Below are 24,131 nucleotides of genomic sequence, written 5' to 3'. Positions count from 1 at the left end.
ACACAGCGGGACGCAGAGCGTCCAAGGAGGCATTCCCACGCGGAGCGTGGGAACGATCGATTCCTGTGAAGCGGGGTTGTGTGGACTTGGCCGAGCACTGGCGGTATTCCAGCGCCCGCAACTATGCGGGACAGGATAGCCTGATTGAAATTCAACGCTGGGCCTGATCGTTCCCACGCTCTGCGTGGGAATGCAGCCCGTGACGCTCCGCGTCACACAGCGGGACGCAGAGCGTCCAAGGAGGCATTCCCACGCGGAGCGTGGGAACGATCGATTCCTGTGAAGCGGGGTTGTGTGGACTTGGCCGAGCTGGCGGTATTCCAACGTCCGTAACTATGCAGGACCGGACGGCCTGATCGAGATTCAGCGCAGGGCCTGATCGTTCCCACGCTCTGCGTGGGAATGCAGCCCGTGACGCTCCGCGTCACACAGCGGGACGGGACGCGGAGCGTCCAAGGAGGCGTTCCCACGCGGAGCGTGGGAACGATCATTAGAACTCGATGCGCACATCACCCTTCGGCACGCTGCAGCACGACAGGATGTAACCCTCGGCTTCGTCTTCCTCGGTGATCCCGCCGTTGTGGTCCATCTCGACCTCCCCGCCCAGCTTCAGCACCTTGCACGTCCCACAGATCCCCATGCCGCAAGCTTTCGGAATCAGCAGGCCAAGCTTGGCCGCCGCTGCGTGAACGGTCTCGCCCGGTGCCACGCGGATGCTCTTGCCAGAGGCAATGAATTCCACCTGATGCAGGTCCGCCAGGTCGATTTCCGGCGCATCCGCCGCTTGTTCGGCTTGCTCCACCGCGTCGGCCCGGGCTTCCGGTGGCGTCGCGCCGAAGGATTCTTCGTGATAACGCGCCATGTCGAAGCCGGCGGCTTCCAGCAGGCGCTTTACCGCGTTCATGTAAGGCGTCGGGCCGCAGCAGAAGACTTCCCGCTCCAGGAAGTCCGGCACCATCAGTTCGAGCATCTTGTGGTTCAGGTAACCGCGATAACCGGCCCAGGGCTCACCCAGGCCGTGTTTCTCGCAAATCAGGTGCAGGCTGAAGTTATCAATCCGCGACGCCATATGCTCCAGCTCGCGGTGGTAAATGATGTCCTTCGGCGAGCGGGCGCTGTGGATAAACGTCATGTCGACGTTGGCGTTGGTGTCGTAGAACCAGCGCGCCATGGACATCACCGGGGTAATACCGACACCACCACTGAGGTACAGCACTTTCGGGCTCGGGAAGTCGATGGCATTGAACAGCCCCACCGGCCCGTGCACCGCCAGCTCCTGGCCTTCGTGCAGCGTGTCATGCAACCAGTTGGACACCTTGCCGCCCGGCACGCGCTTGATGGTCACCGAAAAGCTGTAAGGCACCGACGGCGAACTGGAAATAGTGTACGAACGCATGATCGGCTGGCCGTCGATTTCCAGCTCCAGGGTGACGAACTGCCCGGGCTTGAAAAAGAACAGGATCGGCTGGTCGGCCATAAAGCAGAAGGTGCGCACGTCCCAGGTTTCCTGGATGACTTTGACGCAACGGACGATGTGCCGACCATTGGCCCAGGTCTGGGTTGTTACCGGGTTCAGGAAGCTGTTGGACATGCTGTTCTCCATAGCCGTGTGATCGGCCTTATGGTGGCGATTCTGCGTAACGCGCGAATCACCCATTTACCTATCTGCGACATTCACATACTTATCGCGACCAGCCCCCATACCACGGGGGTTGCGCGTCGGGAACAGAGTGGGCCATGTCGTTCATGGATAAGGTTCTGGCCGTTGTGGGGCCCACACTCGCTCCCAACAAAGACGCTTTCTTTACGCCTTGCTGCAAAACCTAGCCACTATTCGCCGGCCACACAGAATGGCCATGAGGACACACACGATGGACGTCACCGCAACCTTAAGCTTGGGCGATCCGCTGGAACCCGCACGCAAGGCCACTGCGCAAATGCTGCAAGAACGCGAGCGGACCTTTTCGCTGCCGCAGCCGTTTTACTCTGATGAACGGCTGTTCGATATCGACATGCAGGAAATTTTCCAGAAAGAGTGGTTGATCGCCGGCATGACCTGCGAGATCCCCGCCAAGGGCAACTACATCACCCTGCAAGTGGGCAAGAACCCGATCATCGTGATCCGTGGCGCCGACGGTGTAGTGCACGCATTCCATAACGTGTGTCGCCACCGCGGTTCGCGCCTGTGCACCAGCGACAAGGGCAAGGTCGCCAAGCTGGTGTGCCATTACCACCAGTGGACCTATGAACTGGACGGCCGCCTGCTGTTCGCCGGTACCGAAATGGGCGCCGACTTCGACATGAAGCAATACGGCCTCAAGCCGGTGAATGTGAAGACCGCCGGTGGCTACATCTTTATCAGCCTGTCGGAGAACCCGCCGGCCATCGACGACTTCCTGTCGACCTTGAGCCACTACATGGAACCCTACGACATGGAGAACACCAAGGTGGCAATCCAGACCACCTTGTTTGAAAAAGCCAACTGGAAGCTGGTGCTGGAAAACAACCGCGAGTGCTACCACTGCAACGCGTCGCACCCGGAACTGTTGAAAACCCTGCTTGAATGGGACGACGTCACCGACCCGCGGGCCGACCAGGCCTTCAAGGACCACGTAGCCGCCTCCGCCGCCGCCTGGGATGCCGAAAAGATCCCTTACGCCCACGCCAGCTTCGGCCTGCGTAACCGCATCGTGCGCATGCCGCTGCTCAAGGGCACCGTGTCGATGACCCTCGACGGCAAGCAAGGCTGCAACAAGCTGATGGGCCGTATCAAGAACCCGGACCTGGGCTCGATGCGCATCCTGCACCTGCCTCACTCGTGGAACCACTGCATGGGCGACCACATCATTGTGTTCACCGTGTGGCCGATCAGTGCCCAGGAAACCATGGTCACCACCAAGTGGATCGTGCACAAGGACGCCGTGGAGGGTGTGGACTACGACGTCGAGCGCATGCGCAAAGTGTGGGACGCCACCAACGACCAGGACCGTCGCCTGGCCGAAGAGAACCAGCGCGGCATCAACTCCACCGCGTATCAGCCAGGCCCGTACTCCAAGACCTATGAGTTTGGTGTGGTGAACTTTGTGGACTGGTACAGCGAGCGGATGCTGAGCAACCTGGGGGCGGCGCCAGCGCCGTATCTGAAAGGCGTCGCCGTACACGAGTAACCGGCTGACACGCCGCCGATCAAAATGTGGGAGCCGGGCTTGCCCGGCCCCCACACTGGTTTGTGACTGTACAAAATTCATCCAACACCGTGACAGACCGCTGCCCGCCTTACTTCCAGCCATTGCCCAACAACTTATCCACAAAGCCACCCACAGCAATTGTGGGCAACTGCGCTTTCCCGTCGAAATAAAACCAAGAAAATCCGTGACTTATTCAAAGGTACCGGTTTTATCCCACATTGATCATTTTTTGACCTAAAGCCTGAAAGCCACGTCCTGCATGGGCTACAGAGGAACGCAAACACCTTATCCACAGAAGCGCCAACAGACTTTGGGGGCAACTTTGGACCATCTGTGGAAAACCGGCTTAAACCGAGGAAAATCGCGGCTTTGAAAGCAAAACCCAGCCGGAATAGCGATATTGGTTACATTTTAATCAACGCACTGTAAGCCACGCTTTATATGGCCTACAGCGGATAGCGAACATCTTATCCACAGAAGCACCAACAGACTTTGGGGGCAAGTCTGCGCAGGGCATTTTCCTTATCCACAGAAAAACCCAAGGAAAAACCGTCAGTTAGGTTGGTTGTTTTTCGTACAGCGAGCTGCAGGGCTTGATTTGCATGGGGTGTGGACAGCCGCGAACAGGTTATCCACAGGTGGGTTAACAGGGATTGTGGGTAAAGCCACAATCGCCGCAAACCAGTGTGGGAGCGGGCTTGCTCGCGAAAGCGGCGGATCAGTCGGTACATGAGTTATCTGACACACCGCCTTCGCGAGCAAGCCCGCTCCCACAGTGGATCAGCGCACTACACCTTCTTCTATAAGCAATTTAAGAATGGCTTCAGCGCCCGCCTCCGGACTCACGCCCTTGAGCACCTGCCCACCGCCGCCGCTGGCCTTGGCCGTTGCAGCCTTCATCCGGTCGGCACCGCTTTTGGCCTTGATCACCTTGAGGCGCTTGGGCCGAGGCTTGGCCGGCTGCAATACAGCGCCTGTGAATAACTCATCCTCCAACACCTCGACGTCATGGGCCGTCAGCTCACCGCGTTGCGCCGGGCCGTAGGCGCTTTGCCGTGGCTTGGGCGCCGCGTTATCCACCGTGGCCATAAACGGCAGGCGCACCTTCAGCCGCCGCCGTTGGCCGCGAGGCAAGGCCTGCAGCACATGGGCCACGCCGCCTTCGATGGATTCCACCTGGGCCAGGCCGACAATCAACGGCCAACCCAGTTGCTCGGCCAGCAAGAACGGCAACATGCCCGAGCCTTCGCCGGTTTCCGCCTGGCTGCCGGTGAGCACCACTTGGGCGCCCGCGTCCCGCAGATAGTCGCCGAGCACCGGCAAGGCGTCTGCCCCGGCCGGTTGTTCAAGCACGTGCAACTGCGGCAAGCCCATGCCCAGGTAAGCGCGCAGGGTGGGTTCGCCGATGTCGCCGGCGTGCAGCACTTGCAGGTTATCCCCTGCCAGTTGCAGGCCCAGTTCCACTGCGCGCGCGTCTTGCTCGGCCCGGCGTGGACGCCCGGAAGTCGGGTGTGCACCGATGGACACCAGGCTGATTACATTCGTCGTCATGGCCATTTCCTTAAGCCGCATCGCGCTTGGCGCCGTGGCGGTAGGCCTCGACCGCAACGATCAAGGCTTGCAGTATCGCGGCGCTTTCGCCGATCACCGACAGGTCGGCACGCTTGATCATGTCGCAGCCCGGGTCGAGGTTGATCGCCACCACCTTGTCGCAGGCACCAATGCCTTGCAGGTGCTGGATCGCCCCGGAAATCCCCACCGCCACGTAAACCCGCGCGGTGACCCAGGTACCGCTGGCGCCGACCTGGCGATCGCGCGCCATGAAGCCGTCGTCCACCGCCACCCGCGAAGCACCTTCGGTGGCGCCCAACGCGGCAGCAGTCTGGTGGAACAGCGCCCAGTCCTTGACCCCGTTGCCACCGGAGAAAATAAATTCGGCTTCGGCCATGGGAATCGCCGCCGGGTCCACGGCCACCGCACCCAAATCTTCGATACGCGCAAGGCTGCGGGCCAGGCTTGTGGATAACTCCACCGGCAGCACTTCGTGACGGGTTTCGCTGACGGGATCGGCGCACTCCGCCGCAGCCAGGATCATCCGTGGCAGTGGGCGGGCAAGATCCTCCTGACCCGCGCCTGCACGGCCAATACATTCCTGGCCCTTGATCTGCCAGACCCGCGTGGCCGGGCGCTCCTTGAGGCTCGCGGCAAAGCGCCGGCCCAATTCACCACCGCCGCTGCGGCTGTCCGGCAGCAACCAGTGGCGCGGGTTGAACTGGTTATCCACAGCCCGCAGGCCGTGAACCCGTTGCTCCGGTGAATAACCGTCGAATTCATGCCCGTCCAACACCAGCAGCCGATCCACACCGGCAGTGGCGAAGGCGTTTTCCTTGTGTTCGCCGAACACCACGGCCAATACCGCACCGTCGTCGCCGGCCAGTTGCCGGGCCAGGCCCAGCAAGTCGCGGTCGTGGCTGCTCAGGCGGCCGCCGACCATGTCCGGCACCACGTTGATGTAGAAAGCGGGCGCCGGTACCTGATGCAGCGGCAACTGCACTTCCACCGCTGCCGTACGCTTGGCCGCGCCGCCCTGCTGGGCGCCGCTGCGGTCAATACGCTTGATGCCGTTGGGGCCGATAAAACCGACACCGTGCACGTTCTTGCGGATGACCCCATTGGGCCCCATCCAGCTGTGTTGCACCGGCTGCATCGCCGCGTGCAGCGGGTGCAGGCGGTTACGGGCGATCCATTCGGCCCGTGGGTCGCGGCGGATAATGTCGCTCATCAATGCACCTCCGCAGGTTCGCGTTTCGGCGCCTTGGCCGGTGCCGCATCTTCAAGCAACGCGTCAGCTACCAGTTCGGCAATGTCCTTGATCAAGGGACGCGGTTCGACCACGCCTTCCAGCATCGCCGTGCACTGTGGACAACCCACGGCCACCAGTTCGGCGCCGGTCTCGCGGATGTCTTCCATGCGCATGTCGGGAATCCGCTGCTTGCCGGGAATATCGGTGATCGGCGCCCCGCCACCGCCGCCGCAGCAGCGCGAGCGGAAACCGGAGCGCTGCATTTCCTTGACCTCGATCCCCAGCGCCCTCAGCACTTGGCGCGGTGCTTCGTACTCACCGTTGTAGCGGCCCAGGTAGCACGGGTCGTGATAGGTCACGCTGTTGCCTTTGTGCTGGCCCAGGTTCAGGGCGCCGGCGTCGATCAGTTCGGCCATGTAGGTGCTGTGGTGCTGCACCAGGTAGTTGCCGCCGAAGGCGCCGTATTCGTTTTTCAGCACGTGGAAACTGTGGGGGTCGCAGGTGACGATGCGCTTGAAGCTGTATTTGGCCAGGGTCTGGATATTGCGTGCGGCCAGCAGCTGGAAAGTGGCTTCATCGCCCAGGCGCCGGGCCACGTCGCCGCTGTCGCGCTCCTCAAGGCCCAGTACGGCGAAGTCGACCTTGGCGGCTTTCAGCACTTTGACGAACGAGCGCAGGGTGCGCTGGTTGCGCATGTCGAACGCGCCGTCGCCAACCCAAAAGAGCACCTCGACGGTTTTCCTGTCGCTGAGCAAGGGCAGGTTCAAATCCGCCGCCCAGTTCATCCGCCCGCCCGGTGCGAAGCCGCCCGGGTTGTCGGTGGCGATCAGGTTTTCCAGGACTTCGGCGCCCTTGTTCGGGGTCGCGCCTTTTTCCAGGGTGAGGTGGCGGCGCATGTCGACGATGGCGTCCACGTGCTCGATCATCATCGGGCACTCTTCCACGCAGGCGCGGCAGGTGGTGCAGGACCACAGGGTTTCCGCATCCACCAGACCATTGACGATTGGCTGGTGCGGGTTGCCGGCGTGTTCGCCGATGGCTTTGCCCGGATACGGGCTGCCGGCGAACTTGGCGTCGGTGCCACCGGCCAGGCCGACGACCATGTCCTGGATAAGTTTTTTTGGGTTCAGTGGCTGGCCGGCGGCGAACGCCGGGCACGCGGCTTCGCACTTGCCGCACTGCACGCAGGCGTCGAAGCCGAGCAGTTGGTTCCAGGTGAAATCCACCGGTTTTTCCACGCCCAGGGGCGCGCTTTTATCGGCGAGGTCCAGGGGTTTCAACCCGGTGGAACGGCCGCCGCCGAAGCGTTCGGCGCGGCGGTGCCAGGCCAGGTGCAGGGCACCGGCGAAGGCGTGTTTCATCGGGCCGCCCCAGGTCATGCCGAAGAACATTTCCGACACGCCCCACAGCACGCCCAGGCTCAGCAGCGCGGCGAGCAGCCAGCCGCCGAAGTCCGCCGGCAGAATCCCGGCCACCGGCAAGGTCACCAGGAAGAAGCTCACCGAGAACGCCATCAGGCTTTTCGGCAGGCGCATCCACGGGCCTTTCGACAGGCGTGCAGGCGGGTTGCGACGGCGCAGGTAGACGAAGGTGGCGCCGACAAACATCAGCACCGAAGCCAACAGCAAGGCGTAGCCGAGGATGCGGTTATGCAGGCCGAAACCGTGCACCAGGATCGCCAGCAGCGCCGAGAGCACAAAGCCCAGGGCGGTGGCGACGTGGGTGTTGGCGATGTATTTGTCGCGGGCGACCACATGGTGCAGGTCGACCATGTAGCGCTTGGGCATGGCCAACAGGCCGCCGAGCAAGTCGACCTTGGAGGACCGGCCGCGGCGCCACATGTTCACCCGGCGCAGCGCGCCGAGGACGGCAAGGCCCAGGGCGGCGAAGAGCAGGATGGGAAGAAGGGTGTTCAACATGGTGAAGCTCCCGAAGACCACACAGGTCTACTGTGAAACTGGCCCGAAATGTGGGAGCGGGCTTGCTCGCGAAGGCAGCGTGTCAGTCGATGCATCCAGTGGCTGACACACCGCTTTCGCGAGCAAGCCCGCTCCCACATTTGACCGAGTACACCTCGTCAGAAATCCTTGCACAGGCGCAGGGCGTCATAGATGGCCGCGTGGGTATTACGCTGGGCCACGCAGTCACCAATGCGGAACAGCAAGTACCCCTCGCCCGGCTCGCTCAGGCACGGCTGCGGCTTGATCGCGAACAGGGCCTCGATGTCCATCTGGCCCTTGTTGCGCGAGCCTGCCTTGAGCCCGTAGTAGAGCTCTTCGTCCGGACGCACGCCGTTCTCGACCACCACCTGGTCCACCACCCGCTCTTCCCTGGCCCCGGTGTATTCGTTCTCCAGCACCGCCACCAGCTTGTCGCCTTCGCGGTAGACCTTTTCCAGCATCATGTCGCCGGTCATGATCACTTCCTTGGGGTACATGCTGCGGTAGTACGTCGGGAACGACGTACCGCCCACGGCCACGCCCGGCTTGATGTCGTCGGTGACGATCTCGACCTGGCTGCCCTTGTCCGCGAGGAAGTCGGCCACCGACATGCCGGTGAACTCGCAGATGGTGTCGTACACCAGCACGTTCTTGCCCGGCGCCACCTTGCCGTCGAGCACGTCCCAGCTGCTGACCACCAGGCCTTCAGCCGCGCCCCAGTGTTCGTTTTGCTCCAGGAACGGATGACCGCCCACCGCCAGCACCACCACGTCCGGGCGCAGGTCAAGGATGGTCGCCGCGTCCGCCGCCACGCCCAGGCGCAGGTCGACGTTCAGGCGCGCCAGTTCCAGCTGGAACCAGCGGGTGATCCCGGCAATCTGGTCACGCTGCGGGGCTTTCGATGCAGTGGTGATTTGCCCGCCGATAAATTCTTTCTTCTCGAACAGCGTCACGTCGTGGCCACGTTCGGCAGCCACCCGCGCCGCTTCCATCCCGGCCGGGCCGGCACCCACCACCACGACTTTGCGTTTTGGCCCGGTGGATTTCTCGATGATGTGCGGCACGCCCATGTATTCACGGGAAGTGGCGGCGTTCTGGATGCACAGCACATCCAGGCCCTGGTACTGGCGGTCGATGCAGTAGTTGGCGCCGACGCACTGTTTGATCTGGTCGATCTGGCCCATCTTGATCTTGGCGATCAGGTGCGGGTCGGCGATGTGGGCGCGGGTCATGCCGACCATGTCCACGTAGCCGCCTTCCAGGATGCGCGTGGCCTGGTTCGGGTCCTTGATGTTCTGCGCGTGCAGCACCGGGGCCTTGACCACTTCCTTGATGCCGGCCGCCAGGTGCAGGAACGGCTCCGGTGGATAACTCATGTTCGGGATAACGTTGGCCAGGGTGTTGTGGGTGTCGCACCCCGAGCCGACAACGCCGATGAAGTCGAGCATGCCGGTGTCGTCGTAGTACTTGGCGATCTGTTTCATGTCCTCGTGGGACAGGCCGTCCGGATGGAATTCGTCGCCGCACAAACGGATGCCGACGCAGAAATCCGGGCCGACTTCCTTGCGTACCGCCTTCAACACCTCAAGGCCGAAACGCATGCGGTTTTCGAAGCTGCCGCCCCATTCGTCAGTACGTTTGTTGACCCGAGGGCTCCAGAACTGGTCGATCATGTGCTGGTGCACTGCCGACAGTTCCACACCGTCCAGGCCACCGGCCTTGGCCCGTGCCGCAGCGGTAGCGTAGTTGCCGATCACCCGCCAGATTTCTTCAGGCTCGATGGTCTTGCAGGTGGCGCGGTGCACCGGCTCGCGGATGCCCGAAGGCGACAGCAGCGTGGGCCAATGCTCGCCGTCCCAGCGCGAGCGACGGCCCATGTGGGTAATCTGGATCATGATCTTGGCGCCATGCTTGTGCATGGCGTCGGCCAGGTTCTGGAAGTGCGGGATGATCCGGTCATCCGCCAGGTTCACCGACTTCCACCAGCCTTGCGGGCTGTCGATGGCGACACTGGAAGAACCGCCGCAGATCGCCAGGCCGATCCCGCCCTTGGCTTTCTCTTCGTAGTACTTCACATAGCGGTCGGTGGTCATGCCGCCGTCGGTGGCATACACCTCAGCGTGGGCGGTACTGAGCACGCGGTTGCGGATGGTCAGTTTGCCGATCTGGATCGGCGCAAACATTGCTTCGAAAGCCATGGCAGGGTCCTCGACTTACAACGGCTTGACGGTGAACAGGCCGTCGTCGTGGCCCTCTTCGGAGCCGCCGTATACCTGTTCCGCAACGGTGCGGATCTTGCTGCCGCGGGCTTCGAGAATCTGGTCCATCGCGCCGGCAAACCAGCCGGTGAACATGTAGTCGACCTTGCGCCCGACCTTGCCGTACACGTAGACGAATGCCGAGTGCTCGAGCTTGACGCTGGCCGTGCCTTTGTCGAGGTCGATGTCCTGGATCTTGAACAGGCCCCAGCCGCGCTGCGACAGGCGCTTCATGTAGTGCTCGAACACTGCGACGCCTTCCAGGCCGTGGCATTCAGCTTCTTTTTCACACCAGTGCCAGGCGGATTTGTAGCCGGCCTTGTAGAGGATCTCGGCGTAGGCCTCGCTGCCCAGGACTTCTTCGATCCCCATGTGATTGTTGACGAAGAAATGGCGCGGCACGTACAGCATCGGCAGGGCGTCGGAGGTCCAGACACCGGTTTCGCTGTCGACTTCGATAGGCAATTGAGGGGCGATCTTGGCCATGGAAACTTAACTCCGGAAAATGCTTTGGTAAGCCCCCGACGCATAAGGTTGGGGGAAAAGAGGCGTGAGTGGTGGCTTATTCGCCCCAGACGTCCTTCAGGACGTTGACCCAGTTTTCGCCCATGATCTTGCGCACCACGCGCTCGGGATGGCCGCGCTTGAGCAGGGTCTCGGTGAGGTTCGGGAACTCGCCCACGGTGCGGATGCCCAGCGGGTTGATGATCTTGCCGAAGCTGGTCAGGCGGCGGGCGTAGCCCTTGTCGTGGGTCAGCATTTCGAAGAAATCCTGGCCATGGCCCTGGGTGAAGTCGGTGCCGATGCCGATGGCGTCTTCGCCCACGATGTTCATGGTGTATTCGATGGCTTCGGCGTAGTCGTCGATGGTCGAGTCGATGCCCTTGGCCAGGAACGGCGCGAACATGGTCACGCCGACAAAGCCACCGTGGTCGGCGATGAACTTCAGCTCTTCATCGGACTTGTTGCGCGGGTGCTCTTTGAGGCCTGAAGGCAGGCAGTGGGAGTAGCACACCGGCTTTTTCGATTCGAGGATGACTTCTTCGGAAGTCTTGGAGCCCACGTGGGACAAGTCGCACATGATGCCGACGCGGTTCATCTCGGCGACGACCTCGCGACCGAAGCCCGACAGGCCGCCATCGCGCTCATAGCAGCCGGTGCCCACCAGGTTCTGGGTGTTGTAGCACATCTGCACCACGCCAACCCCGAGCTGCTTGAAGATCTCGACATAGCCGAGCTGGTCTTCAAACGCGTGGGCGTTCTGGAAGCCGAAGATGATGCCGGTCTTGCCCTGTTCCTTGGCGCGACGGATATCGGCGGTGGTTTTCACCGGGATCACCAGGTCGCTGTTTTCGCGAATCAGGGTCTGGCTGGCCACGATGTTGTTAATGGTGGCCTGGAACCCTTCCCATACCGACACGGTGCAGTTGGCAGCGGTGAGGCCACCCTTGCGCATGTCTTCGAACAGGTCGCGGTTCCACTTGGCAATGATCAGCCCGTCGATAACGATGCTGTCGGCGTGCAATTCGGCTGGGCTCATCAGGCGTCCCCTTATTGGCGATTCATGCGCCGAATCGTCTGCCGGCGCTTTGGGGCCAGCATATGCCCCGGGGCAGAAGGAGCCGGGTGCAAAAACGACAAGGGAATTGCCGAAAGCGTCAATCCGCGACAAAGGCCAACATGACATCTCTGACGGGTGTCTGTTCTTTGTCTTACGCTTGAGCCAGAATTTGCTCATCAACTGATATGAGACGGCGCAATGAAATCGATTTTCCTGGCTTTGGCACTCATCGCAACCGGCGTACACGCCGCTGAAGACACCGACAGCACGCCCTGCGATGGCATCGAGAACGACAAGCAAACCCTGGAATGCGCCACCTACAACAAAACCACCGCCGAACAACTGCTCAAGGATAACTACCAGGGCTTGCTGGAACGCATGGGTTCGACCTATGGCAGCAACAAGACGCAGCTGGCGGACATTACCGCTCGTCTGAAGGATGCCCAGCAGAAATGGGAAAAGTTACGTGATGCGGATTGCGCCGTAGATACCTTTCCGGCAGTGGCGGGAAGCAAGGCATATGCGATCCAGCAGAATGATTGTCTGGCGCGGATGAGTGATGAACGGTCGGAGTTTTTGGAGTCGATTGGGCAGGAATAAGCGACAATCCCCTCCACTCTTTACTCAGAACCAAGGCTATTCATGACAATCTGCGGCATCGAAATCAAAGGCAGCGAAGCCATTATTGCTGTCGCCTCTCTCGACGGTCAGGCATTGAGCCATGCAGCCCTGGCCACCAAGAAAATCGCCCTTGAAGACGATGATGAGGCGGCCAACGTCAAGGCCTTCGCCGCTCAGGTCAGCGCGTTTGTGCGGGAAAACGGCATCAGCCGCATCGCCATCAAGAAGCGCAGCAAGAAAGGCGAATTCGCCGGTGGCCCGACTACGTTCAAGATTGAAGGTGTGTTTCAGTTGCTGGATGGCGTTGAAGTGACGCTGCTGTCGCCGCAGACCATCAATGCGCAGAACAAGAAACATGACTTTGCCCTGCCGGCGACGCTGAACAAGTATCAGCATGAGGCCTTCAAAGCCGCGTGTTCAGCCCTGCTGAAGAAATAAGCTACATCGCACATCCCCTGTGGGAGCGGGCTTGCTCGCGAATGCGGTGTGTCAGTCAATACATGTAACGACTGATCCACCGCATTCGCGAGCAAGCCCGCTCCCACATTTGATCTGTGTTGTTCTCAAGAGCGGTGTTCATACCGCTTCCCGGCGCCGATCTTCCCTTGGGCACTTGGCAAACCTTGCCCGGTAGCTGCGGGTGAAATACGACGGCGACTCAAACCCGCAGGCGATGCTCACCTCCAGCACGCTCAGGTCGCTCTGGCGCAACAACTGCCGAGCCTTTTCCAGGCGCAAACCCAGGTAGAAGTTGCTCGGTGTGTCGTTCAGGTGCAGCCGAAACAAGCGCTCCAACTGCCGCCGCGTGACCTTGATCGCCTCCGCCAGCGCCAGTGTGCTCAACGGCGGTTCCGTGTGCTGTTCCATCTCCCCAATCACCTGCACCAACTTCTTGTTGTTGATGCCGTAGCGCGTGGCGATCTGCATGCGTTGGTGGTCTTTGCGCGGGCGGATGCGGCCGAGCACGAATTGCTCGGACACCTGGATCGCCAACTCTGGCCCGTGAGCCTGGCTGATCAGGTCGAGCATCAGGTCGATGGACGCGGTGCCGCCCGCCGAGGTGATGCGCCGGCGGTCGATCTCGAACAGCTCCTGGGTTACCGTCAGCTGTGGATAAGATTCCTTGAAGGCGTCGATGGCTTCCCAGTGCAGGGTCAGGCGGTGGCCGTCGAGCAGGCCGGCTTCGGCGAGTACGCAGGCGCCAGTGTCGATGGCGCCCAGGGTCACGCCGTCGTGGTCAAGGCGACGCAGCCAGTGTTCCAGTGCGGGCGTGGCGAACTTCAGCGGTTCGAAGCCGGCCACCACCAGTAAGGTCGAGCCTTTCTTCAGCGGTTCCAGTGCGGCGTCGGCGTTGACCGACATGCCATTGCTCGCCAGCACCGCGCCGCCGTCGGCGCTCAAGACGTGCCAGCGGTACAGCTCGCCGCGAAAACGATTGGCGACACGTAAAGGTTCGATCGCGGAGATAAAGCCGATGGCGGAGAAGCCCGGCATCAGCAGAAAGTAGAAATCCTGGGACATGGAGCGCTCTCGTAGGACGGACAGCGTGGTCACTGTGATACGCCAGTTCAATCGGTCATTCAAGGGGGCAGGTCGCTGCAGTGCAAGAGCTGGTCGCCGCCGTGCGTTTTGTCGGGGACCAAGCTGCGTAACTTGGCTGCACGGTGCACAAAGACGCCGGAACCCACAATAACAACCTGCCGAGGGAACCACCATGAACCGACTGATCAGCCGCTGCGTGCTCGCACTCAGCGCCAGCGCCATTTTGAGCACCAACGTCATGGCAGCCGATGCGGCTTCTTGCCAGAACGTGCGCATGGGCGTGGTGAACTGGACCGACGTAATCGCCACCAGTGCCATGACTCAAGTGTTGCTCGACGGCCTCGGCTACAAGACCAAACAGACCAGCGCGTCCCAGCAAATCATCTTTGCCGGGATTCGCGACCAGCGCCTGGACATGTTCCTGGGCTACTGGAACCCGCTGATGACCCAGACCATCACCCCGTTTGTCGAGGCCAAGCAGGTCAAGGTGCTCGACAAGCCGTCCCTGGAAGACGCCCGCGCGACCCTGGCGGTGCCGACTTACCTGGCCGACAAGGGCCTGAAGACCTTCGCCGACATCGCCAGGTTTGAAAAAGAACTGGGCGGCAAGATCTACGGCATTGAACCGGGCTCGGGCGCCAACACCCAGATCAAGGCGATGATCGCCAAGAATCAGTTTGGCCTGGGCAAGTTCCAACTGGTGGAATCCAGCGAGGCCGGCATGCTCGCCGCCGTCGACCGCGCCGTGCGCCGCAAGGAGGCCGTGGTGTTCTTCGGCTGGGCGCCGCACCCGATGAACGTCAACGTGGCGATGACTTACCTCACCGGCAGTGATGACGCGCTGGGCCCGAACGAAGGCATGGCCACCGTGTGGTCCGTCACCTCGCCGACCTACGCCGAGCAATGCCCCAACGTGCACAAGTTGCTGAGCAACCTGACCTTCACCGCCGCCGACGAGAGCCGAATGATGCAGCCGCTGCTGGATCACAAGGACGCTTTCGAGTCGGCCAGGCAATGGCTCAAGGATCACCCGCAAGACCAGCAGCGCTGGCTGGAAGGCGTGACCACCTTCGACGGCAAACCCGCCGCAGCCAACCTGCAATTGACCAGCAAATAACCTGTCTTGAATCACCGTTTCGCAGCCACTCCTGGCTGCGAACGGTATGACTACGCCTGAAAATCACGCCTGTAAGGAACCTGCCTCATGAACCACGACGTCATCATCACCTGCGCACTCACCGGTGCTGGCGACACGACCGCCAGAAGCCCTCACGTGCCGGTCACTCCGAAACAAATCGCTGCCGCGGCGGTGGAAGCAGCCAAGGCCGGTGCCACCGTGGTGCATTGCCACGTACGTGACCCCCAAACCGGCAAGTTCAGCCGCGACGTGGCGCTGTACCGCGAAGTGATGGAGCGCATCCGCGAGGCGGACGTCGACATCATCGTCAACCTCACCGCCGGCATGGGTGGCGACCTGGAAATCGGTGGCGGCGAGAACCCCATGGAGTTCGGGCCCAACACCGACCTGGTGGGCCCGCTGACCCGCCTGGCCCACGTGGAAGAGCTGCTGCCGGAAATCTGCACCCTCGATTGCGGCACCCTGAACTTCGGCGATGGCGACACCATTTACGTCTCCACCCCGGCCCAGCTGCGGGCTGGCGCCAAGCGTATTCAAGAGCTGGGCGTTAAAGCCGAGCTGGAGATTTTCGACACCGGTCACCTGTGGTTCGCCAAGCAGATGATCAAGGAAGGCTTGCTCGACAACCCGTTGTTCCAGCTGTGCCTGGGCATCCCGTGGGGCGCGCCGGCCGACACCACCACCATGAAAGCCATGGTCGACAACCTGCCGGCTGACGCGGTGTGGGCCGGCTTCGGGATTGGTCGCATGCAGATGCCGATGGCGGCGCAAGCGGTGCTGCTGGGCGGCAATGTGCGAGTCGGCCTGGAAGACAACCTGTGGCTGGACAAGGGCGTGCTGGCGACCAACGGCCAGTTGGTGGAACGCGCCAGCGAGATCCTCAGCCGCCTGGGTGCGCGGGTCATGACCCCGGCCGAAGGCCGCGTGAAGATGGGCCTGACCAAGCGCGGCTAAGACACACCGCACGACGCCCTGCAGGAACCGAATCAAATGTGGGAGCGGGCTTGCTCGCGAATGCGGTGGATCAGCCACCGAATGCATCAACTGACAGACCGCTTTCGCGAGCAAGCCCGCTCCCACATTTTGATCTTGGCTCTCACACAGAATCACCGAACTCTTTAGGAATTTGCCATGAGCTTTATCACTGAAATCAAAACCTTCGCCGCGCTGGGCAGCGGTGTTATCGGCAGCGGCTGGGTATCCCGCGCCCTGGCCCACGGCCTGGACGTGGTGGCCTGGGACCCTGCGCCCGGTGCCGAAGCGGCCCTGCGCAAACGTGTCGCGAATGCTTGGGCCGCCCTGGAAAAACAAGGCTTGGCACCGGGTGCTTCACAAGATCGCCTGCGCTTTGTGGCCACCATTGAAGAGTGCGTGAAAGACGCCGACTTCATCCAGGAAAGCGCCCCGGAACGCCTGGAATTGAAGCTGGAGTTACACAGCAAAATCAGCGCGGCGGCCAAGCCGAACGCGTTGATTGGTTCGAGTACTTCGGGGCTGTTGCCGAGCGAGTTTTATGAAGGCTCCACGCACCCGGGACGTTGCGTGGTGGGGCATCCGTTCAACCCGGTTTACCTGTTGCCGCTGGTGGAAGTGGTAGGCGGCAAAAACACTGCGCCGGAAGCGATTCAGGCAGCAATCAAGGTGTACGAATCCCTCGGCATGCGCCCTTTGCATGTGCGTAAGGAAGTGCCCGGTTTTATCGCTGACCGTCTGCTGGAAGCCCTGTGGCGTGAGGCGTTGCACCTGGTGAACGATGGTGTGGCAACCACCGGCGAGATCGATGATGCGATTCGCTTTGGCGCCGGTTTGCGCTGGTCGTTCATGGGGACGTTCCTGACCTATACGCTGGCCGGCGGTGATGCCGGGATGCGGCATTTCATGGCGCAGTTCGGCCCGGCCTTGCAGCTGCCGTGGACCTATCTGCCGGCGCCGGAATTGACCGACAAATTGATTGACGACGTGGTGGACGGCACCAGCGATCAGTTGGGCAAGCACAGCATTTCGGCGCTGGAGCGCTATCGTGATGATTGCCTGCTGGCGGTGCTGGAGGCGGTGAAGACCACCAAGGAAAAACACGGTATGACCTTCGCCGAATAAGCCCTGTAAAGATCGTTCCCACGCTCTGCGTGGGAATGCAGCCCAGGACGCTCTGCGTCCCAACGCGTGACGCAGAGCGTCACAGGAGGCGTTCCCACGCAGAGCGTGGGAACGATCACGTACCTACCGGGAACCGAACCATGCTCGCACTCACCACCTACACCACCAAAATCCTCCCCGAGTGGGTCGACTACAACGGCCACCTGCGCGATGCGTTCTACCTGCTGATCTTCAGCTATGCCACCGACGCACTGATGGACACCCTGGGCCTGGACAGCGAAAACCGCGAAGCCAGCGGCCACTCGCTGTTCACCCTGGAGTTGCACCTCAACTACCTGCACGAAGTGAAACTGGGCGCCGCCGTCGAGGTACACACCCAACTCATCGCCCACGACCGCAAGCGCCTGCACCTCTATCACAGCCTGCACCTGGTGGGCGACGAAAAGGAGCTGGCGGGCAACGAACAGATGCTGCTCCACGTCGACCTCGCCGGGCCGCACTCGGCGCCATTCAGTGAAGCGGTGCTGGGCAAGCTTGCCAGCATCAGCGCCGAACAAACCGACCTGCCGAAGCCCGCCCTGCTCGGCCGCGTGATTGGACTGCCACCCCAAAAATAAGGAATCGCCATGCAAACCGCCGCCGCTGTTGCCGACTTCCGTACTTACCCACTGATCAGTGACCTGGCCGATGTGCAGGTGCACGGCGATCACCTCAGTGTGCGATGGGCCGATGGGCGGGTCAGCCCGTTTCATCACCAGTGGCTGCGGGACAACTGCCCGTGCCCTGTTTGCGTCTACAGCGTGACCCGTGAACAGGTGCTGGAAATCGTCGATGTGGACGAACACCTCACGGCCCTCAGTGCACGTACCGACCAGGGTCTGCTGACAGTGGAATGGAGCGGCGGGCATCGCAGCCAATACGATCCCGGATGGTTGCGGGCGCACGCCTACGACGATGAGTCCCGCGCCGAACGCCGGGCTGCCAAACCGAAATCCCTGCTGTGGGACCGTACGTTCGAGCTGCCCGTATTCGACTACGCAGCGCTGATGGAAGACCCGAAAGCCCTGCTGCAATGGCTGCTGGCCCTGCGTGACAGCGGCCTCACCCAAGTGCGCGGTGTGCCCACCGAACCTGGCTCGCTGGCGCTGATCGCCAAGCGCATTTCGTTCATCCGCGAGAGCAACTTCGGCGTGCTGTTCAACGTGCAGTCCAAGGCCGATGCCGACAGCAACGCCTACACGGCATTCAACCTGCCGCTGCACAGTGATTTGCCGACGCGGGAGCTGCAACCCGGGCTGCAGTTCTTGCATTGCCTGGTGAACGACGCCGACGGGGGCGAGAGTATTTTTGTCGATGGTTTTGCGATTGCGCGGGCGCTGCGGGACGAAGATCCGGAAGCCTTTCGCGCGTTGTGCGAGATCCCGGTGGAGTTTCGCAACAAGGACCGTCACAGCGACTATCGCCGGCTGGCGCCGATCATCGCTCTGGATGCCTTGGGTGAAGTCGCCGAGATTCGCATGGCCAACTTTCTGCGCGGGCCGTTTGAGGCGCCTGCAGAGCAGATGCCGTTGCTCTATCGCGCCTATCGCCGGTTTATTGCGATGACCCGGGAAGAGCGTTTTCGGCTGGTCAAACGTCTGAATCCGGGCGAGCTGTGGTGCTTTGATAATCGCCGGACCCTGCATGCGCGCAATGCGTTTGATCCGGCGTCCGGCGCGCGGCATTTCCAGGGCTGCTATATCGATCGGGATGAGTTGTTGTCGCGGATATTGGTGTTGCAGCGGTAGACCGAGGCTCCCCCTTCGCGAGCAAGCCCGCTCCCACATTTGACCGAGTTCCTCCTGAAAAAACGCGGTCAACTGTGGGAGCGGGCTTGCTCGCGAAGGGGCCAGCAGCTTCACCTCAAATTTCAGCTCAAAAAAAGCCCCGATCCAGCCGTGACAGGATCGGGGCAGAGTGCTTTGTGTGAGCGGCGCATCCCGAGGGTGACCAAACCTTCAAGCTGCTTGCTTGGTGTCAGTGTGCACACTCCCCTGCCTTGCGAGTTAGCCGAAAACGACCTGTTCATAGGTGTGCCGGACATTCATGCATTCAGGCCTTGCCGACTCGGTGATGGCCTACCAGAATCGACTTCAATCCCCCGTTCCCCTAACAAGGATTAACGTCATGATGCACGCGGATTTGATTGACCAGGATGACCTGCTGGGCCAGCTGCGGTCGTTGGGTTTCGAGGTGTCCAGCGGCGCTACCGCCGAGCAGGCTTGCGAGTGTGCGGTGCGCGGCTTGAGCGCGGCGCGGGCCAAGGCGCTCAAGGGTATGGTTGAGCAGATGTACACCGGCAGCGCGACGATCTTGCCGGCGGTGAGGCAGGCGATCGACAAGCAGTTGTTGCCGGCTTTGGTGCAATTTCGGCAGAACTCTGGCGCCTGAACAGCTACCTTGTGGCGAGGGAGCTTGCTCCCGCTGGAGTGCGAAGCGCTCCCAAAGATTTTGGGGCCGCTGCGCAGCCCAGCGGGAGCAAGCTCCCTCGCCACAACAGCTCTGTTGGTGTTAGAGCCTTACGCTGGCGAAAGTCGACTCATTCCTGGCCTGGCTCAACGCCGACAACGGCCCGGACAACGGTGACAACACCAGCGCCTGCGGAATCGGCATCATCGCTACCTGCTGCGTGGTGTTGGAACCCACACGCTCATCCCGCGGCGGAATGCCGAAGTATTCGCGGTAGCACTTGGAGAAGTGCGGCGTGGAGACAAACCCGCACACCGACGCCACTTCGATGATCGACATCGGCGTTTGCTTGAGCAACTGCCGCGCACGGATCAGGCGCAACTTGAGGTAGTAGCGCGACGGCGAACAGTGCAGGTATTTCTGGAACAACCGCTCCAGTTGACGCCGGGAAACCGCTACGTACACCGCCAGTTCATCGAGGTCGATGGGCTCTTCCAGGTTGGCCTCCATCAGCGCGACGATTTCCTGCAACTTCGGCTGGTTGGTGCCAAGCATGTGCTTGAGCGGCACACGCTGGTGATCCTGTTCGTTGCGGATACGCTCGTACACAAACATCTCGGAGATCGCCGCCGACAACTCACGGCCGTGGTCGCGGCTGATCAGGTGCAGCATCATGTCCAGCGGCGCGGTGCCGCCGGAGCTGGTGAAGCGGTTGCGGTCGAGGGTGAACAGGCGTGTGCTCATGGCCACGCGGGGAAAGGCTTCCTGCATCGACGCCAGGCATTCCCAGTGCACGCTGCAATCAAAACCGTCCAGCAGGCCGGCGCAGGCCAGGGCCCAGCTGCCGGTGCACACCGCGCCAAGGCGACGGGACTGGCGCGCCTGGCTTTGCAGCCACGACACATGTTCACGGGTCACGGTGCGCTGGATACCAACGCCGCCACAGACGATCACGGTGTCCAGGGCCGGGGCTTTGTGCATGGAAGCATCGGGGGTGATTTGCAGACCGTCGCTGGCCCACACCTGGTTTCCGTCCACACTCAACGTCGTCCAGCGATACAGCTCGCGGCCGGAGAGTTGGTTGGCCATGCGCAGGGGTTCGACTGCGGAGGCCAGGGAAATCAGCGTGAAATTGTCCAGCAGCAAAAAGCCGATGGATTGAGGCGCACGGTTCTGGGGTTGAGCCCCGGAGTTGAACGACGTCATCGCGGTATCTCCTCACACAAAGCGGGTGATGGCCTCAGGCGAGGCTCTTGTTATTGCGCTCATCGCCTTAAGGAAACTCCTATGGCGAGAGGCTTTGTATTGATAGAGCAAATGCCATGCCTAAAGTTGAATGCGTATTCAATAACTCCTGAAAACGACCTCATGACGTGTCTATATAAGCCCGCGCATGGAGTGGGGGATATGACCCAGAAAAGACGTGAGAGAACGCAGGCTCAAGGTGTGTGAGCAGATCGGTAGCACTTGTGGGAAGGGAGAGAAACGACGTGGGAAAAGTCTGTCACCACAAGCACGGGTGACCGATGGTCATGAGGGGAAATCGTTCGGGAGCTACTTATCTAATTGCGACGCGCTAAAAGGTGGCGCTTTTGGTTCTGGTGTTCACTTTATGAGCAGTGTTGCCCGGCCTACCGCATTCGCGAGCAAGCCCGCTCCCACACTTGACCGCGTTTTTTCAGTAGGAACTCGGTCGAATGTGGGAGCGGGCTTGCTCGCGAATGCAGGCGACGCGGTCTTTCCGGATCAACACTCCACCGCACTCACCGCCAACCCACCCCGCGATGTTTCCTTGTACTTGTCATGCATATCCGCCCCGGTATCGCGCATGGTGCGGATCACCCGGTCCAGCGAGATGAAGTGCTGGCCATCCCCCCGCAGCGCCATCTGCGCCGCGTTGATCGCCTTCACCGCGGCAATCGCATTACGCTCGATGCACGGCACCTGCACCAGCCCGCCTACCGGGTCGCAGGTCAGGCCGAGGTTGTGTTCCAGGCCAATCTCCGCCGCGTTGCACAATTGCTCCGGCGTAGCCCCGAGGATCTCCGCCAACCCCGCCGCCGCCATGGCGCACGCCGAGCCGACTTCACCCTGGCAGCCGACTTCGGCACCCGAGATCGACGCGTTTTTCTTACACAGGATGCCCACCGCCGCCGCGCCGAGGAAATAGTCGACCACGTTGGCCTCGGTCACTTCTTCGCTGAACTTCATGAAGTAGTGCAGCACCGCCGGGATGATCCCCGCCGCGCCGTTGGTCGGTGCCGTGACCATGCGCCCGCCGGCGGCGTTTTCTTCATTCACCGCCAGGGCGAACAGGTTGACCCATTCCATCGCGCTCAAGGTCGAGCCGATCACGTTCGGCTTGCCCAGCTCCTGCAAGCTGCGGTGCAACTTGGCTGCACGGCGCCTTACATTGAGGCCGCCGGGAAGGATGCCTTCGTGCTTTAGGCCTTGCTCCACGCAATCCTGCATGGCGCGCCAAAGCTTCATCAGGCCGCTGCGGATTTCTTCTTCCGAGCGCCAGGTTTTTTCGTTCGCCAACATCAGCTCAGCGACGCGCAGGTTGTGGGTCTTGCACAGCTGCAGCAGTTCCACCGCACTGGAAAAATCATAGGGCAGCTCGGTGCGGTCCATGTCCGCCACGCCGCTGTTGGCCTGGGCTTCATCCACCACGAATCCGCCGCCCACCGAGTAGTAGGTGTCGCGGTGCAGCTCGCCGTTATCACCAAACACCACCAGAGTCATGGCATTAGGGTGGAACGGCAGGTTTTCGTCGATCAGGCGCATGTCCCGCGCCCATAAGAAAGGCACCGGCAAACGTGCGTCCAGCAGCAGGGTGTTGGTCTCGCGCAGGGTTTCGATGCGGATGCCGATCTGTGACGGATCGATCGCGTCCGGCCACTCGCCCATCAGGCCCATGATCACCGCGTTGTCGCTGCCGTGACCGATGCCCGTGGCCGATAAGGAGCCATACAGCTGAACTTCGACGCGCCTGACTTGTTCCAACACATCACGTTCACGTAATCCTTGAACGAACAACGCCGCGGCGCGCATGGGGCCGACGGTGTGAGAACTCGAAGGCCCAATGCCGATCTTGAACAGGTCGAAAACGCTGATAGCCATTGCCGTGAAACTCCTCGATGAGCACAGGCCAGGCGCACATAACGCCTGGTGACGGAGCTGCTACGCTCATGTCGCAATCCGCCCAGATGCGGCCATCATCAAGCTTTTGTTGGCGCTCACGGCGTCTCACACCGACGTACCCATGCTCATCAGCGCCGCTGTTGTGGAAGGCGACGTTTTGGCCGTTTTTTGCGGTGCAGATCGGTAAAAAGTGCAGTTTTGCCGTGGAAAAAATCTGTAAGCGACGTCACCGACACTGGATACGACCATCCCTGTACTGGATACGACGCCCCCTGTAGGCGTCAGATTTTCACTGGTACATGATCAGTCTCGACTCGTTTGCACAGTTGCGTGGCAGAGCTGTGCCGCACGCCCAACCGCAACACCTATAAGCGCGGTGTTATTGCCGCCAGAAAAACACCAGGAGTCCACCCCCATGAAAGGTTCCCCGTCGTTGTTGTTGGCCGCCATGCTGAGTCTGCCAGTCGTGGCTCACGCTGCAGAACCGGCGCAATGCCAGACCGTCAACTTCTCCGATGTCGGCTGGACCGACATCACCGTCACCACGGCCACCACCAGCGAAGTTCTCAAGGGCCTCGGCTACAAACCCCGCACCACGATGATTTCAGTACCAGTGACCTACAAGTCCCTGGCCGACGGCAAGAACATGGACATCTTCCTCGGCAACTGGATGCCGACCATGGAAAACGACATCAAGCAGTACCGTGATGCCGGCACCGTGGAAACCGTGCGCGCCAACCTGGAAAACGCCAAGTACACCCTGGCCGTACCGGAAGCGCTGTACAACAAGGGCCTGAAAGACTTCGCCGACATCGTCAAATTCAAGGATGAGCTGGGCGGCAAGATCTACGGGATCGAGCCGGGCAACGACGGCAACCGGACCATCCAGACCCTCATCGACAAGGACGCTTTCGGCCTGAAAACCGCCGGTTTCAAAGTGGTCGAATCCAGCGAAGCCGGGATGCTTTCGCAGGTGGAACGCGCCACCAAGCGCGACCAGGCCATCGTGTTCCTCGGCTGGGAACCGCACCCGATGAACACCCGCTTCAAGATGAAGTACCTGACCGGGGGTGATGATTCATTCGGCCCCAACTACGGCCAGGCCACCATCTACACCAACGTCCGCAAGGGCTACACCCAGGAATGCAGCAACGTGGGCCAGTTGCTGAAAAACCTGTCGTTCACCCTGAACATGGAAAGCACCCTGATGGGTAACGTCCTGGACGACAAAATGAAGCCTGACGCCGCCGCCAAGGCGTGGCTGAAGAAGAACCCGCAAGTGCTCGACACCTGGCTCGCCGGTGTCACCACGGTCGATGGCAAACCAGGACTGGAGGCCGTCAAAGCTTACCTCGCCAAGTAACCGCTGACCCCGGGCCGGTACGCTGGCC

The 24,131-nt window shown here is 61.4% G+C and carries 20 protein-coding genes and 1 pseudogene; 11 read left to right on the top strand and 10 right to left on the bottom strand.

Features of this window, described 5'->3' with window-relative positions; all coding sequences use genetic code 11:
• Positions 1 to 92: 92 nt before the first annotated feature.
• Positions 93 to 167, top strand: a pseudogene (locus ACIOMR_RS07650) (transposase); the annotation flags it as partial.
• 323 nt (positions 168 to 490) lie between these two features.
• On the opposite strand, the gene gbcB reads toward ACIOMR_RS07650, so the two are convergent.
• Entirely contained in the window at positions 491 to 1,591 is a 1,101-nt protein-coding gene (gene gbcB, locus ACIOMR_RS07645; RefSeq protein ID WP_003216947.1) for a glycine-betaine demethylase subunit GbcB, read from the bottom strand.
• A gap of 280 nt (positions 1,592 to 1,871) precedes the next feature.
• Between gbcB and gbcA the strand changes: the two genes are divergently transcribed.
• Entirely contained in the window at positions 1,872 to 3,167 is a 1,296-nt protein-coding gene (gene gbcA / locus ACIOMR_RS07640) for a glycine-betaine demethylase subunit GbcA (protein WP_003216945.1), read from the top strand.
• A gap of 801 nt (positions 3,168 to 3,968) precedes the next feature.
• Here the strand turns inward: gbcA and ACIOMR_RS07635 are convergent.
• From ACIOMR_RS07635 to ACIOMR_RS07610, 6 genes are all read right to left on the bottom strand, one after another.
• Positions 3,969 to 4,739, bottom strand: a complete 771-nt coding sequence (locus ACIOMR_RS07635) for an electron transfer flavoprotein subunit beta (protein ID WP_102370063.1) — start codon at positions 4,737 to 4,739, stop codon at positions 3,969 to 3,971.
• A 10-nt stretch (positions 4,740 to 4,749) separates the two neighbouring features.
• Positions 4,750 to 5,970 carry an electron transfer flavoprotein subunit alpha/FixB family protein gene (locus ACIOMR_RS07630; RefSeq protein WP_008430652.1) on the bottom strand — a complete coding sequence of 407 codons (1,221 nt, stop codon included), beginning with the start codon at positions 5,968 to 5,970 and terminating at the stop codon, positions 4,750 to 4,752.
• A complete protein-coding gene (gene dgcB, locus ACIOMR_RS07625; RefSeq protein ID WP_401193214.1) occupies positions 5,970 to 7,910 on the bottom strand; it encodes a dimethylglycine demethylation protein DgcB in 1,941 nt (646 codons plus the stop codon). Before dgcB ends, ACIOMR_RS07630 begins: the two co-directional genes overlap by 1 nt.
• Positions 7,911 to 8,068: 158 nt before the next feature.
• Positions 8,069 to 10,129 (bottom strand): dimethylglycine demethylation protein DgcA, encoded by a 2,061-nt coding sequence (gene dgcA, locus ACIOMR_RS07620; RefSeq protein ID WP_003216936.1) that lies wholly within the window; start codon positions 10,127 to 10,129, stop codon positions 8,069 to 8,071.
• 15 nt (positions 10,130 to 10,144) lie between these two features.
• A complete protein-coding gene (locus ACIOMR_RS07615) occupies positions 10,145 to 10,675 on the bottom strand; it encodes a DUF5943 domain-containing protein (RefSeq protein ID WP_008430647.1) in 531 nt (176 codons plus the stop codon).
• A gap of 76 nt (positions 10,676 to 10,751) precedes the next feature.
• Positions 10,752 to 11,729, bottom strand: coding sequence for a dipeptidase (locus tag ACIOMR_RS07610; RefSeq protein WP_003216932.1), 978 nt, complete (start codon positions 11,727 to 11,729; stop codon positions 10,752 to 10,754).
• Between the two features lie 219 nt (positions 11,730 to 11,948).
• Here ACIOMR_RS07610 and ACIOMR_RS07605 point away from each other — a divergent pair, with 219 nt between their 5' ends.
• Together ACIOMR_RS07605 and ACIOMR_RS07600 are read left to right on the top strand one after the other, a co-directional pair.
• Positions 11,949 to 12,350 (top strand): lysozyme inhibitor LprI family protein, encoded by a 402-nt coding sequence (locus ACIOMR_RS07605; protein ID WP_003216930.1) that lies wholly within the window; start codon positions 11,949 to 11,951, stop codon positions 12,348 to 12,350.
• A 42-nt stretch (positions 12,351 to 12,392) separates the two neighbouring features.
• Positions 12,393 to 12,809 (top strand): DUF3010 family protein, encoded by a 417-nt coding sequence (locus tag ACIOMR_RS07600; RefSeq protein WP_401193210.1) that lies wholly within the window; start codon positions 12,393 to 12,395, stop codon positions 12,807 to 12,809.
• 138 nt (positions 12,810 to 12,947) lie between these two features.
• On the opposite strand, the gene ACIOMR_RS07595 is transcribed toward ACIOMR_RS07600, so the two are convergent.
• Positions 12,948 to 13,892, bottom strand: a complete 945-nt coding sequence (locus tag ACIOMR_RS07595; protein ID WP_003216927.1) for a GlxA family transcriptional regulator — start codon at positions 13,890 to 13,892, stop codon at positions 12,948 to 12,950.
• Between the two features lie 193 nt (positions 13,893 to 14,085).
• Between ACIOMR_RS07595 and ACIOMR_RS07590 the strand changes: the two genes are divergently transcribed.
• From ACIOMR_RS07590 to ACIOMR_RS07565, 6 genes are all read left to right on the top strand, one after another.
• Positions 14,086 to 15,030 carry a choline ABC transporter substrate-binding protein gene (locus ACIOMR_RS07590; protein WP_008430636.1) on the top strand — a complete coding sequence of 315 codons (945 nt, stop codon included), beginning with the start codon at positions 14,086 to 14,088 and terminating at the stop codon, positions 15,028 to 15,030.
• Between the two features lie 87 nt (positions 15,031 to 15,117).
• Positions 15,118 to 16,005 (top strand): 3-keto-5-aminohexanoate cleavage protein, encoded by an 888-nt coding sequence (locus ACIOMR_RS07585; protein ID WP_010167533.1) that lies wholly within the window; start codon positions 15,118 to 15,120, stop codon positions 16,003 to 16,005.
• Between the two features lie 177 nt (positions 16,006 to 16,182).
• Entirely contained in the window at positions 16,183 to 17,148 is a 966-nt protein-coding gene (locus ACIOMR_RS07580; RefSeq protein ID WP_401193205.1) for an L-carnitine dehydrogenase, read from the top strand.
• 140 nt (positions 17,149 to 17,288) lie between these two features.
• Positions 17,289 to 17,765, top strand: a complete 477-nt coding sequence (locus ACIOMR_RS07575; protein WP_401193203.1) for a thioesterase family protein — start codon at positions 17,289 to 17,291, stop codon at positions 17,763 to 17,765.
• 9 nt (positions 17,766 to 17,774) lie between these two features.
• Positions 17,775 to 18,935 carry a gamma-butyrobetaine dioxygenase gene (locus tag ACIOMR_RS07570; RefSeq protein ID WP_401193201.1) on the top strand — a complete coding sequence of 387 codons (1,161 nt, stop codon included), beginning with the start codon at positions 17,775 to 17,777 and terminating at the stop codon, positions 18,933 to 18,935.
• A 379-nt stretch (positions 18,936 to 19,314) separates the two neighbouring features.
• On the top strand, positions 19,315 to 19,578 hold the full coding sequence (locus ACIOMR_RS07565) for a hypothetical protein (protein WP_003216918.1): 264 nt from the start codon (positions 19,315 to 19,317) through the stop codon (positions 19,576 to 19,578).
• Positions 19,579 to 19,698: 120 nt separating this feature from the next.
• Here the strand turns inward: ACIOMR_RS07565 and ACIOMR_RS07560 are convergent, their stop codons facing one another.
• Both ACIOMR_RS07560 and ACIOMR_RS07555 read right to left on the bottom strand, forming a co-directional pair.
• On the bottom strand, positions 19,699 to 20,802 hold the full coding sequence (locus tag ACIOMR_RS07560) for a GlxA family transcriptional regulator (protein WP_003216915.1): 1,104 nt from the start codon (positions 20,800 to 20,802) through the stop codon (positions 19,699 to 19,701).
• Positions 20,803 to 21,342: 540 nt separating this feature from the next.
• Positions 21,343 to 22,719, bottom strand: a complete 1,377-nt coding sequence (locus tag ACIOMR_RS07555; protein ID WP_008434038.1) for an L-serine ammonia-lyase — start codon at positions 22,717 to 22,719, stop codon at positions 21,343 to 21,345.
• 436 nt (positions 22,720 to 23,155) lie between these two features.
• Between ACIOMR_RS07555 and ACIOMR_RS07550 the strand changes: the two genes are divergently transcribed.
• Positions 23,156 to 24,103 (top strand): choline ABC transporter substrate-binding protein, encoded by a 948-nt coding sequence (locus tag ACIOMR_RS07550; protein WP_003216912.1) that lies wholly within the window; start codon positions 23,156 to 23,158, stop codon positions 24,101 to 24,103.
• Positions 24,104 to 24,131: the final 28 nt, after the last annotated feature.

The sequence above is a fragment of the Pseudomonas sp. NPDC087814 genome (assembly GCF_044742865.1).
Lineage (GTDB): Bacteria > Pseudomonadota > Gammaproteobacteria > Pseudomonadales > Pseudomonadaceae > Aquipseudomonas.
Note: the sequence above shows the minus strand (reverse complement) of the source record. Positions and strands in the feature narration are given on the sequence as shown.